The organism is Malacoplasma penetrans HF-2, from assembly GCF_000011225.1.
GTDB lineage: Bacteria > Bacillota_I > Bacilli_A > Mycoplasmatales > Mycoplasmoidaceae > Malacoplasma > Malacoplasma penetrans.
The window spans coordinates 424,638-437,741 of the sequence record NC_004432.1; the positions used below are offsets into that span (position 1 = coordinate 424,638).

Below are 13,104 nucleotides of genomic sequence, written 5' to 3' on the forward strand. Positions count from 1 at the left end.
ATTCCAAGAGTTTTATTAGTTATTTATGGTGACTTCATTAAAATTAATATAAATAATTTAGTATTTTATTATTTATAATAAATATGTTTTTTAAAACTAATACATATGAATAACATTAATTCAAATAAACATATTTCTGTAAGACTAGAAGATGCTGTTGATTCTTTAAATATACAGAAAGATAAAATTTATGTAGATTGCACTTTTGGTAGAGGTGGACATAGTTTTGAAATTTTGAAAAGATTAAGTTCAAAAGGTAAACTTTTTGTTTTTGATTTAGATCTAGATGCAAAAAAATATTTTGACAATAATTTTTCAAAATTTAAAAATTGTTTTTTTATTCAAGATAATTTTAAAAACTTAAAAGAAAATTTAGCTAAATTTGATATTTCAAAAGTTGATGGTTTTTTATTTGATTTTGGTGTTTCTAGTCCAATGCTTGATAATGCAAATAGAGGTTTTAGTTTTAAACTTGATGCAAGACTAGATATGAGAATGAATCAAAACCAGGAACTAAGTGCTTATGAAGTTATTAATAATTATTCAAAAGAAAAGTTAATTCAAATATTTTGAAAATATGGGGAGATTAGAAATCCAGTTCCAGTAGTTGATGAAATTATTAAATATAGATCAAATAAACCAATTGAAACAACATTGGAATTAGTAGATATTATTAGAAAAAGAACTCCTATAAAAATCCAAAGAGAAAAGAAACATTTTGCTAGAACTTATTTCCAAGCAATTAGAATAGAAGTAAATGATGAACTAAATAGCATTAGAAAGGCATTATCTGATGCTTTAAATATGCTTTCAAAAAACGGAAGAATAGTTACAATTAGTTTTCACTCACTAGAGGAAAAAGAAATTAAAAATACTTATAAAGATGTTTTAGAAAGTAAGATTCCAAAAGAAGTGCCAATTAATAATAGTTTTGATTTTAAAATAATTAAAATAAAACCTAAGAGAGCATCTAGTTCAGAATTAGAAGAAAATAATAGAACAAGATCTTCATTTTTAAAAGTTATAGAAAGGGTTAATGAATAATGAGAGAAAACTATACAGTTATATCCTTTGGAAATTATGAGACAAAAATTCTAATTGGAACATTTATTGAAAATCAATTGTTTCCTATTTATAAAAAAAGTTTTTTAACTAAAAACTGTTTCCAAGAATCTGAAATAATGGATGAAGAGCTATTAATTGAAACTCTTAAAAAAGAATTTCAATTAATGCCTATTATGCTAAAAAACACAAACTTGATTTTAAATATTCCTTTAAAGTCTTTAGATATTATTAACTCTAGTAAAGATAGTGTTCCGGTTCCAAATAATGCAACAAAGAAAATGTTGATTGAACTAATTGAAAACTTTGGACATCAAAATACCCCATCTGACAAAATTGAATTAGATAAAAAAGTTATCAATTGAAAAATTAATGGAAAGAGTTTTTCTTATTTACCAAATTTACCAGAAAATATTTCTACCTTTGGATGAAACATTAATACCTACTTAACTAAAAAATCAGTAATTGAAAAATACCAATCAATTTTTATTGAATGCTTTGGAGTAACTCCAAAACTAATTACTTGTGATAGTTTAGTAATGAATCAATTATTTATAAACAAAGAAAGAAAATCAAAAGTACTGGTTAATATTGGTCATTTAAAAAGTTCTTTTGAAAGATATGAAAATGAAGTGTTAGTTAATCAAACAAGTTATGATTTTGGAATTAGACACTTAACTGCAGAAATTGGAAGAATGGCTTCAATTGATGAAATTAAATCTATTGAGATTTTAAAGATTTACAAAACTATTTATTCATTTAATAGTAACCTTGCTTTGATTAACCATTTTAAAGAAAAGTATTTAGATTATTCTCAAACTACTATTGAAGACATTAGAAAATTAATTTTTGTTTGAATGAAAAATTTAATATCATTACTAAACTACTATTTGAAAAAAAGTAAATTAGATTTTTTAGGTGTTGATGAAATATATATTTATTCTTCAATGAATATATTAGAATCTTGATTCCCTTTCATTAGAGACAATTTAGAAAAAAGAGCAGATATATTTTCAATTGAACCAAATGTTTTTAGTATTCATGAATCTAAGTTTTGTTCATTAATTGCCAGTATTTTGCATTATGCAAAAAATTGCAATAGTAGTGTTAGTTTATCTAATTGATTAGACCAATTTATTTAAAAATAGACGAAAGTCTGTTTTTTTATTATTAAATTTAAAAATATACATAAAAAATATACATAATTAATAAAATTAGAAATTACAAATTAGAGTCTCTAAGTATATAATTTTAATAACATATAAAATTTATTTTTATATTTAACTTATTAATAGAAAGGAGCAGAAATGGAAAATAGTAAAAAAATAAATATTATTGAAGATGACAAAGATGAAATTAATGTAAATGATATTACAGAATTTAATACTAAAGATTCTCATGTTATTGAAGATGATATTTTAGTAGATGATCTCTCACATAAAAAAATTGATGACTATATTCCAGAAGCTGAAGTATTAGAAATTTCTGATGAAATTACTAAAGACCAAAAGAAAAAGGAAGTTGGTTTAACTTCACAAGAGGCTGAAGCTCTTTTAGCAAAATATGGTCCAAATAAATTAGTTGAAAAAAAGAAACAAAGTAAGTTTTTCATCTTCTTTAAACAACTAAAAGATGTAATGATTCTTTTATTGTTTATTGCTATGACTTGTTCAATTGCAGTTGCTATTGTTAACGGGATCAAAGAATCTTGAAATTTTGCTGGTAGCTCTCATTTAGTAATTTCCCTTGTTGAACCATTAATTATTTTAGTAGTTATAGTGATGTATTGTATTTTGGGTGGTATTCAGGAACTAAAATCCCAGAGGCTGTAAGCTCATTAAAAAAACTAACATTAACTCAAGTTTCTGTTTTAAGAGATGGAGTAGTTAAAAAAATTAATGCCACAGATGTTGTTCCAGGTGATTTGATGTTAATCGAAGCTGGTGACAAGATTTGTGCTGATGCTATTTTATTAAGTGCAAATGGCTTGGAATGTATTGAAGCAGCTTTAACTGGTGAAACTTTACCTATTAAGAAAAATGCTCATGCAAAGGTGTCAGACTCTGCCCCACTTGGTGATCAAATAAACAAGGTATTTTCTGGTTGTATTGTAACCAATGGACAAGGTGTTGCTAAGGTAGTTGGGACAGGTTCTAAAACTCAAGTAGGTCGTATTGCTAATTTAATTGACACTCAAAAAGTGTTCTTAACTCCTCTTCAATTAAAACTTCACAAGCTTGGTAAAATATTTGGTTACTCTGGTGCGGTATTATTTATACTAGTTTTTCTAATTCAAATTTTTATTTTAGGAATAGGTGATATTAGTGAAACTTGAAATATAGCTTTAACTACTTCTATTTCTTTGGCAGTTGCTGCTATCCCTGAAGGATTGGGTGCATTTACTACAATCATCTTATCTTTAGGAATTAAGAAAATGGCAGAAGAACATAATGGATTAATAAAAAGGGTATCTTCTGTTGAAACGCTTGGAAGTACATCTGTTATTTGTAGTGATAAAACCGGAACACTGACATTAAATAAAATGACAGTAACAGATTTATGAATTCCAGATGAAAAGAAACCAGTTTTAGATAAAGATGATAAATTAAATCTTCCTTACAAAAATTTAGTAGAAAACTATTTGTTATGTACTAATAGTTTCTTAGAAAAAAAAGATGATGGAAAAATTGTAGAAATTGGTGATCCTACAGAACTTTCTGTAATCCAATATGGAATTCAGCAGGGGATTGATAAAGATGACTTATTGGTTGAAAGAATGAGATTACATTGTAATCCATTTGATTCAACTAGAAAATTAATGTCTTCAGTTAACATTGTTGAAGGTAAGCCAATTGCTATTATTAAAGGTGCTCCTGATGTATTAGTTTCAAGATGTAAAAATACAACATGAGAAAACATCCAACCTAAAATTTCAGAATGATCTTCAAAAGGTTATAGAGTAATTGCTGTTGCTACAAAAGAATTAGCAAAGAACTCAAAATATAGTGAGGAAATTATTGAATACAATCTTAAGTTTGAAGGATTGATTGCAATGTATGATCCTCCACGTCCTGAAACTAAAGATGCAATTTCTAAATGTATATCTGCTGGAATTAAACCAGTAATGATTACAGGTGATCATGTAGATACTGCAATTGCAATTGCAAAAGAAGTTGGTATCTTTAGGAATGGTGATAAAGCTTTATCTGGATCAGAATTAAGAGAAATGTCAGATGAATATTTGGCTGAACATGTTGCTGAATATAGTGTTTATGCTAGAGTTTCTCCTGAAGATAAATTGAAGATTGTTAAAGCATGACAAGAAAATGATCAAGTAGTTGCAATGACTGGTGATGGTGTAAATGATGCACCTGCTTTAAAAGCAGCTGATATTGGTTGTGCCATGGGGATTACTGGAACTGATGTTTCAAAAGAAGCGGCAGATATGATTTTGATGGATGACAATTTTAAAACAATTGTAGCTTCAGTTGCTAATGGTAGAAAAGTTTACCAAACTATTAAAAGAGTTATTCAAAATGTATTGCTATCTTCACTAGCTGAAATCATCATTATGTTCATTGGGATTATAGTATTTAAATTTGCATACAATAATGTTTTACTTGAAAGTAGTGGAGCAAATTATGATTTACATATCTTTAGTGCTTCTCAACTTTTATTAATTAATTTAGTTACTGATGGGTTCCCAGCCATTGCGTTAGGGATACAAGGGACAACAGATGATTTAATGAACAGACGTCCTTATAGTAAGTATGAAAGTATCTTTGCTAGAAGAATGGGATGAAACCTATTATGACAAGGGGTTTTATTTGGTTTCTTAGGATTAGTAGCATTTACAATTGGTGTAGAATTTTGTGAACGTAATTGGTTTGGTGTAGGACATCAATTAAAACAATCATTAGATGCTTTAAGTTTAAATTCATTATATGCAGGTAGTGCAGCTGCATTTATTACATTGGGTGCTGGTGTTTCAATTCATGCATTGAGTTTAATGTCTAATGAATCTATTTTTAAAACAAGTATTAAAAAATGTTGAATAGTTTATTCTGCTGTAATAGTTAGTATTAGTGTAATTATTTTTGTTAGTTTTGTACCAGATGTTGCATTAGTATTTGGAATGCCAAAAGAATTAGTAAGTAAAGGCTGAATCATTATTTTAATTTCTTTATTTTTGGCAATTGTTCCATTAATTATTATGGAATTATATAAATTAACATATAAGCTAGTAAGTAAAGAAGTTATGAGTGTTGCAACTATTTCTAATTTTGAAATGATTAGACGTCCTCAACGTAAAGTTAAAAGAAACATTTTTGCTAGAAAATAATTTAGTAAGGAATAATTTAAGTAATGATAAAAAATATAAATTTTATAGAACTAGATGAACTTAATTCAAAATTAAGTAACAGTGTTAAAAATCAATTAGTAATTTTTTATGCTGATTGATGTCCATACTGTGTTGATAACATTCCTAAAACCAAAGAAATTTTAGATAAGCAAAAATTTAAGGATGCTATTTTTGTAAATATTAGTGATGAATCTTTAGATGTTTGAGAAGAAGATGGTAATACTGAATGAGCAGTTGAAGTTGTGCCAACTTATAGAGTTTATAAAAATAAAAAACTAGTTTCTGATCATGCTAATGTAATAGATGAAAAAGAATTATCTAAACTAATTAAATCATGCAAATAATTTAATATAAAAACCTAACTAAAAATTAGGTTTTTTTATTTCTATTTGTGTGGATAAAAAAATCCTATTTTTAAAATAGGATTTGGTTATTTTGGATTATCTTAATGTTTTAGTTGTTTTTCTTGATATATCATTATTTTCTTTTAACAATTTAGCATTTTCTTCCATTATAGTTCTAATGTCTTTTAAAATACTTTCAACTGAATTCTTTTCTTTCTCAGCTTTTTCTTTTTCTTCTTTTTCTTTAAGTTTTAGATCTCTTTCAATTGCTAATAATTTAATTTCTTTTCTTTTCTTGCCTTCTTTAATAAAAGCAAAGTATTCTTCATATGTGAAACCATAGAATTTATTTTTATATGATTTTCTAATTGATAAGTATGCTTTTACAACACTAAACATAGTTAAAGCAATAATAAAGAAGTTAATAATTACTTGTAAGAAGTTACCATATTTAATAATTATGGCTTGTGGATTGATATCACCATTCGGTAAAAAATGTGGTTGATTATTAATATCTAAATATCAAACAAGTTCACTTAAACTTTTACCAGCTGCTGCTCCAATTAAGGGCATAATGATGTCATTTACTAAACTTGTAACAATTGCTGTAAAAGCTGTACCTATAATTAATGCAACTGCAAGGTCAATTAAATTACCTCTTGATGAAACTAATTTTTTAAATTCTTTTCAAGATTGACCTTTTAAAGGGTTTTTAATTTTCATTTTCTTTGATTCTTTTTTCATACTTAATTTCCTTAAAATAACATTAAAATATTAAGACCTATTTTTTTATTTTTAAAAAAATTAAATAAAAAGTATGAAAAAGAGAGAAAATAAATACAATCAATTTTAATATTGAATTTGGATGAAACAAAATGACTAAATTATCTTTAAAAACATTTTTTAAGAAAAATAGCAAAATAATTACTATAAGCTCTTTGGCCACACTTGGAGTAACTGGTGTGATTCTTTCTGGGTTTGAAGGTTCTCATTATATGAATTATAGTAAAGTAAATAAAACTGTTGAATATGCTAATAAAGCATATGAAGAGTTAGATTCTTATTGTAATGAGAATGGTTTACAAAATCCAAACTCTAGATTATCTTTATCAAGTTTAATAACTGATTTTAATAATAATGGTCGTGATTCTTATGTTTCTTCTTACAACACTACTTTAACAACATTTAAAACTTCTGGTGATAATTTATTACAAAATAGTCAGGACACTTTAAATACATTTAATACATATATAGATGTATCAATATCAGAATTAAATTCTACTGATAATTTTACTCCTAGAGTTGTAGGGTTTACATTTGGATTAATGTTCTTGATATTGTCTATAGGATCTTTTGGAATTTTACATTTTGCAAGAAGAGCAGAAAGAAAAAGGGAAATTATAAAAAATAGACAAGATAAAGAAAATTGAAAGAAATCTATCAAGTAGATTTATTTATATTAGTAAAGTGCATATAACTTAGGTTGGTATTTATGGATTGAAAAAACAAAAATAATAACAATAGTAATAAAGAAAATAACTTTGAAAAAGAAATAGATGAATTAAAAGAAAAAATAGGGTCTTTAGAACAGCTTGCTGCAAATTTTACAGGAGTCTTTAAAAAAGAAATTAGTAAATTGAAATCAAGTGTAAAAGAGACTTTAGGCTTTCAAGAACTGATTGAATTTAATGCTGATGTTATCTATAAACTTTGTCAGGGTGAATTTGATATAAATGAAAAACTTAATGAATGAATTAAAAAAACAGAAATAGCCTTTAATGCTTTATTTAAAAAGATAGAAGGAATTGAAAAGTTTTTAAGTGAAACAAGAAATTACCAGTCAAAAGAAAATAGAGGAATGCCTTTAGAGAAAAATTCTTTTAATTTAACAAATAGTTCAAATGACAATGAAAAAGAAAATTTAAATAATAAGATTAAAGATTTGATATCTCATGAAAAACAATCTTATAAATCTATTACTGAGATAAATAAAAGAATTTTAAAACTTTCTGAGAATGAAAATAAACTAGCTGAAACATTATTTGTGATGTCTCAAAAATTAAATACAATAACAAAAAAAGTTGATGATATTGAAACAGATATAAATTCACCACCAGAGATGGGATTATCTATAGAACAATTTATGAGGATTAGATCTTTTATAAATGAAAGAAGAAATTACTTAATTGTTGATATTAAAAAATCTTTAAAAAGTGATGATTATGAATTAATTGTTGATTATATAAACTTTTCAGTTGAATCAAAAAATATTTATTTCTATTTCAATTTGTCTGATGAAGCAGAAAGTAAAAAAGAATGTTCTAAATTTTTTGAAACATACTTAAATGAAATAAAAGAAGATAAAAGCATTGAATTAATGTATAAATAGAACAAATTCTATTTATACATTAATTTTTTAAATTTTCTGAATTCTACTATGTAGGTATATTACTTTGGTATTTATTAAAGTTTTAATTTATAATATTTTTATGTTTTTAAAAAGTAAATAGGTTAACATGTCAGCTTTAGAAATAATTTTTTATGTATTAGCAATTGTTTCATTTGTAATTGCTGTGTTATTATCAGGACATGGAAATACTGGTGGTATTACACCAATGTCTGGTAATGATATAGAGTTGTTTAAAAAAACAAAGGATAGAGGTATTGTAAAGATAATGCAGTTTGTTCTATTTGTACTAATATTAGTACTTATAGTAATTGGACTTGTTATTCACTTTACTACTTAATTTTTTATTATGTATAAAAGAGAAATTAATACACTAAGTCCTTTAGAGTCAAAAATTTTAAATATTTTAAAAGATCAAAATGGAAAACCTATTCCTATCAATATATTATTTAAAAAGCTAAACTATGGAAACAGAAGTGCAGTCTATTCTGCAATTGATTATTTAACTGATAATTTTTTCATTGAAAAATTAAATAATGGAAAATTAATTTTAGGTTATACAAATGGGAAGATATTAGATGGTCAAACCTTTGTAGGTACTATAATTATCAATGGTAAAGCTGATGCCTTTTTCAAAATAAAAGATGAAAAAGAATCATTTGCTTATATTAATAAAAAGAATCTGAATTCTGCTTTAAATAATGACACAGTAGAAATTTGTTTAATGGATAAAAATACTTATCCTGATCTTCAAGATGCTGTTGTTACAAAAATAATTGAAAGAGACAGGGATTTTTTTACTGGAACATATTATCTTAAGCCTACTAGAAATAAATTTAAAAAAGGAATTGAACTAATAGTTCCTGATGATAAAAAAATTAATCTAAAAATTGAATTGGATGACTCAAGTGATTTAGTTAATGGAAATAAAGTTTTATTTAAGATTGCAAGAATTAGTGATGGTGTAATCTATTGTTCAGTTTCAAAAATTTTAGGTCATATTGATGATGTTGGTAATGACATTATTTCAATAGTTTATGACAATAACATTGATCCTGAGTTTGATGAAGAAACAAAAGAAGAAACTAGCAAAATTGATTTTGGGTTCTCACAAGAAGAAGATGCAAAAAGAAAAGACTTATCTCATATTAATTTTGTAACTATAGATCCAGCTACTTCTAAAGATATGGATGATGCAGTTTGTGTTGTTAAAAATAAGGATGGAACTTATAAATTATATGTAGCAATTGCTGATGTTAGTTACTATGTAAAACTACATAGTAACTTATGGAGGTCTGCTTTAAAAAGAGGGACATCAATTTATTTGGTTAACCAAGTTATTCCTATGCTTCCTCATAAGCTATCTAACAATATTTGTTCATTGAATCCGTTTGAAAAAAGATATGCACAAGTATGTGAAATGGATATAGATAAAAATGGTGAATTTACAAATATTCAAGTTTATCCAGCTATTATTTTTTCAAAATATAAATTTGCATATGACAATGTAAATGATTACATTAAGTTGAAAAAGAAAATAGAAGAAGTTCCAGATGAAATTTATGAAATGTTAAATACTTCTTTTGAACTAGATGATTACTTAAATAAAAAAAGAGAAAAAGATGGATACATCAACTTTGATATTAAAGAAGCAAAAATCATTTTAGATGAAAATGAAAAAATTAAAGATGTTGTAATAAGAGAAACTGGACCTGCTCAAAAAATGATTGAAAACTTCATGGTTGCTGCAAATGAAGCTGTAACTTTAAAGTTTCACCAATTATGCCCTAACCTTCCTTTTGTTTATAGAGTCCATGCAAAACCAGAAGAAAAAAGAATTAATGATTTCAAAATTGAAGCAGACAAAATTGGTTTTATCTATGATAGAAATTTAACTAGTTGAAAACCAAATACTGTTAGTAAGTGATTAGAAAAAAATAAAAATAATCCTAATAAAGATTTAATTAATATGATCTTATTAAGAACAATGGCTAAAGCTAAATATCAAACAGCAAATTTAGGTCACTTTGGTTTATCAATTAGTAATTACACACACTTTACTTCTCCAATTAGAAGATTAGCTGATGTGATTGTTCATTACTTATTAAGAATGTTTGTTTATGAACCTGAAAATTATTCAGAGCAAGAAAAAGATTATATCTTGTGTAATTTAGATGATTTTTGTTTAAAGGCAAATTCATGTGAAGTATTAGCTGTTGAAACTGAACGTGATGTTAATGCTATGAAGTTTGCAGAATATATGAAAGAAAAAATTGGATGTGAATACAATGGGTTTGTAAGTTATATTACAAACTTCGGTGTATTTGTTCAATTAGAAAACACTATTGAAGGTTTAGTTAAACCTATGTTTATAAAAGATGATTATTATGTGTTTAATCAAAAAGATTTAACATATGTTGGTAGAAATAAAAATAGAGTAATCTCTTTGGGACAAAAGGTAAAAATAAGAGTTGTTGATGCTAATAAAGAAACAAAGAAAATTGATTTTGAAATTATTGGTTATCTAAACTAATTTTAAAAAATATTCTTTATCTAAATTTGATAAAGAATATTTTTTTATTAATTCAGTTAAGCAAAAAACTATTTCATTTGAATTGATTAATTTTTTCATTGATAAATCTGAAAATTTATTTCAAAAATCTTAGGTTAATTATAAAATTTTTTATTTAATTCTAAGGATATGAGCAGCAATATAATTTAAGTAATTAATATAAAAATTAATTTTAAGGAGAAATAATGAAAAAATTAATAAATAATCCAAATGATATAGTTAGTGAAATGGTTGATGGAATTGTATCTTCATATCCTTCATATGTTAAAAAACTAAATGATTTACCTGTAATTGTGAGAGCAAATAAAAAAGTAAATAAAGTTGCTTTGATAAGTGGTGGAGGAAGTGGTCATGAACCTGCTCATGCAGGATATGTAGGTTATGGAATGCTAGATGCAGCAGTTTGTGGAGAAGTATTTACATCACCAAGTGCAGATAAAGTATATGAAGCTATTAAAGCAACTGATGCTAATAAAGGTGTCTTGTTAATTATTAAAAATTATAGTGGTGATGTAATGAATTTTGATATGGCAAGTGAAATGGCATCAAATGAAAATATTGAAGTTAAAAAAGTAGTTGTAGATGATGATATAGCAGTTGAAAATAGTACTTATTCAATTGGAAGAAGAGGGATTGCTGGTACAATTTTTGTTCATAAAATTTTAGGAGCAGCTGCTGAAAAAGGATATTCATTAAATGATTTAGAAACTTTGGGTAATAGACTTGTTAAAAGAATTAAAACTTTAGGAATGTCTTTATATTCTTGTTATGTGCCAACAAGTGGTAAACATAGCTTTCAATTAAAAGAAGATGAAATTGAAATTGGTGTTGGAATTCATGGTGAACCTGGAACTCATAAAGAAAAGATTAAATCAGTTAATGAATATGTTGATTTCATTTTAGATAAATTATTATCAGAGCTTGACAATAAAGAAAAAGAAGATGTTGCTGTTTTAGTAAATGGATTAGGTTCTACAACATTAATGGAATTATTCATTATTGGTAACCGTGTCCAATCTGTTTTAAAAAATAAAAATGTAAAAGTATATGATACAAATGTAGGTAACTATATGACTTCTCTTGATATGGCAGGCTTTTCTATAACTTTAGTAAAATTAGATAAAGAACTTAAAGAATTATTAGATTATAAAGCTGATACAATTGCATTTAAAAAGGGTTAAAAAGAATTATGGATATTATAGGAATTATTAATAATGTTTGTGATGTTATTATTGAAAACAAAGATTATTTAACTGATTTAGATAGAGAAATCGGTGATGGTGACCATGGTATTAATTTAGCTAGAGGTTTTAGCAAAATTAAAGAACAAATAGAAACTTTTAAAAGTTTAAAACCAAATGAGATACTTAATAAAATTGCAATGGTATTAATTTCTAATGTTGGTGGTGCAAGTGGTGCTTTATATGGATCTGCTTTTTTAAAAGCAAGTTCATTTTTAAAACAAATTGATAATATAGTTGATGGCAACCAAATTGCTGAAATTTTTAACCAAATGATAGAAGCAATAAAAACTAGAGGAAATTCTCAAGTTGGTGAAAAAACAATGTTGGATACTTTAGTTCCAGCACAACAAGCATTCAAAAAAGCAGTCGAAGAAAATAAAGATATAGTAGAATGTTTTAAAGAAATGGATGCAAAAGCTTTTGAAGGAAAAGAATCTACTCAAAATATTATTGCAACAAGAGGTAGAGCATCATATTTAAAAGATAGAAGTTTAGGGTCTTTAGATCCAGGTTCAGTTTCAAGTTATTTAATTATTAACACAATTTATAAATCTTTAAGTGGTGAGTAATATATGGTTGGTATTATTGTAGTTTCACATAGTTTTTTATTAGGACAAGAAATTATTAAACTATGTAATGAAATGAAGAAAAATAATTTTGAAATAATTAATTGCAGTGGACTAGATAAAAATACATTTGGTTCTGATCCAATCAAAATAAAAGAAGCTATTGAAAACAACATTAAAGGTAATGAAGGTGTTTTTGTATTTTGTGATTTAGGATCATCCATTTTAAATTCTCAGTTAGCAATTGATTTAATTGAAGATGAATCAATTGATAAAAGTAAAATCATAATTGCAGATGCCCCAATAGTTGAAGGTACTTTAGTTGCAAGTACTTTGAACTTTGATGGTAATTTTAATCAGATAATTGACGAATTAAAACAACTAAAAACATTTGATAAAACTAAATAAAAATTTATTGTTTGTTAACTAATAAGCATAAAGTTTATATAAATAATAATTAATACATTCTTTACTTTAAAAGATAAAGAATGTATTTTTTAATATTAATAATCAAATCAATTTAAAAGAATTTAACTAAAATAATTT

General features: G+C 25.4%; 13 protein-coding genes. 12 read left to right on the top strand and 1 reads right to left on the bottom strand.

Annotation, left to right across the window (positions count from 1 at the left end):
• Positions 1 to 105: 105 nt before the first annotated feature.
• The 5 genes from rsmH to MYPE_RS01690 all read left to right on the top strand — a co-directional run bounded on the left by rsmH (position 106) and on the right by MYPE_RS01690 (position 5,769).
• Positions 106 to 1,044, top strand: coding sequence for a 16S rRNA (cytosine(1402)-N(4))-methyltransferase RsmH (gene rsmH, locus MYPE_RS01675; RefSeq protein ID WP_011077151.1), 939 nt, complete (start codon positions 106 to 108; stop codon positions 1,042 to 1,044).
• Positions 1,044 to 2,204, top strand: a complete 1,161-nt coding sequence (locus tag MYPE_RS01680; RefSeq protein WP_011077152.1) for a hypothetical protein — start codon at positions 1,044 to 1,046, stop codon at positions 2,202 to 2,204. The genes rsmH and MYPE_RS01680 overlap by 1 nt, the downstream gene beginning before the upstream one ends.
• 165 nt (positions 2,205 to 2,369) lie before the next feature.
• Positions 2,370 to 2,894 carry a cation-transporting P-type ATPase gene (locus MYPE_RS05560; protein WP_011077153.1) on the top strand — a complete coding sequence of 175 codons (525 nt, stop codon included), beginning with the start codon at positions 2,370 to 2,372 and terminating at the stop codon, positions 2,892 to 2,894.
• Positions 2,849 to 5,404: a cation-translocating P-type ATPase gene (locus MYPE_RS01685; protein ID WP_052270422.1), complete on the top strand. Its 2,556-nt coding sequence runs from the start codon at positions 2,849 to 2,851 to the stop codon at positions 5,402 to 5,404. Before MYPE_RS05560 ends, MYPE_RS01685 begins: the two co-directional genes overlap by 46 nt.
• A gap of 23 nt (positions 5,405 to 5,427) precedes the next feature.
• The gene (locus tag MYPE_RS01690; protein WP_011077155.1) at positions 5,428 to 5,769 is read left to right on the top strand and encodes a thioredoxin family protein; all 342 of its coding nucleotides are present in this window, start codon (positions 5,428 to 5,430) and stop codon (positions 5,767 to 5,769) included.
• 96 nt (positions 5,770 to 5,865) lie between these two features.
• On the opposite strand, the gene mscL is transcribed toward MYPE_RS01690, so the two are convergent.
• The gene (mscL, locus tag MYPE_RS05375) at positions 5,866 to 6,513 is read right to left on the bottom strand and encodes a large conductance mechanosensitive channel protein MscL (RefSeq protein ID WP_011077156.1); all 648 of its coding nucleotides are present in this window, start codon (positions 6,511 to 6,513) and stop codon (positions 5,866 to 5,868) included.
• A gap of 131 nt (positions 6,514 to 6,644) precedes the next feature.
• Between mscL and MYPE_RS01700 the strand changes: the two genes are divergently transcribed.
• From MYPE_RS01700 to dhaM, 7 genes are all read left to right on the top strand, one after another.
• Positions 6,645 to 7,217 (top strand): hypothetical protein, encoded by a 573-nt coding sequence (locus MYPE_RS01700; RefSeq protein ID WP_011077157.1) that lies wholly within the window; start codon positions 6,645 to 6,647, stop codon positions 7,215 to 7,217.
• A 44-nt stretch (positions 7,218 to 7,261) separates the two neighbouring features.
• Positions 7,262 to 8,158 (top strand): hypothetical protein, encoded by an 897-nt coding sequence (locus tag MYPE_RS01705; protein WP_044891235.1) that lies wholly within the window; start codon positions 7,262 to 7,264, stop codon positions 8,156 to 8,158.
• A gap of 127 nt (positions 8,159 to 8,285) precedes the next feature.
• Positions 8,286 to 8,516, top strand: a complete 231-nt coding sequence (gene secG, locus MYPE_RS01710) for a preprotein translocase subunit SecG (protein WP_011077159.1) — start codon at positions 8,286 to 8,288, stop codon at positions 8,514 to 8,516.
• A gap of 9 nt (positions 8,517 to 8,525) precedes the next feature.
• Positions 8,526 to 10,709, top strand: coding sequence for a ribonuclease R (rnr, locus tag MYPE_RS01715; protein ID WP_011077160.1), 2,184 nt, complete (start codon positions 8,526 to 8,528; stop codon positions 10,707 to 10,709).
• Between the two features lie 224 nt (positions 10,710 to 10,933).
• Positions 10,934 to 11,929: a dihydroxyacetone kinase subunit DhaK gene (dhaK, locus tag MYPE_RS01720; protein WP_011077161.1), complete on the top strand. Its 996-nt coding sequence runs from the start codon at positions 10,934 to 10,936 to the stop codon at positions 11,927 to 11,929.
• 8 nt (positions 11,930 to 11,937) lie between these two features.
• Positions 11,938 to 12,561 carry a dihydroxyacetone kinase subunit DhaL gene (gene dhaL, locus MYPE_RS01725; protein ID WP_011077162.1) on the top strand — a complete coding sequence of 208 codons (624 nt, stop codon included), beginning with the start codon at positions 11,938 to 11,940 and terminating at the stop codon, positions 12,559 to 12,561.
• A 3-nt stretch (positions 12,562 to 12,564) separates the two neighbouring features.
• Positions 12,565 to 12,966: a dihydroxyacetone kinase phosphoryl donor subunit DhaM gene (gene dhaM, locus MYPE_RS01730; protein WP_011077163.1), complete on the top strand. Its 402-nt coding sequence runs from the start codon at positions 12,565 to 12,567 to the stop codon at positions 12,964 to 12,966.
• Positions 12,967 to 13,104: the final 138 nt, after the last annotated feature.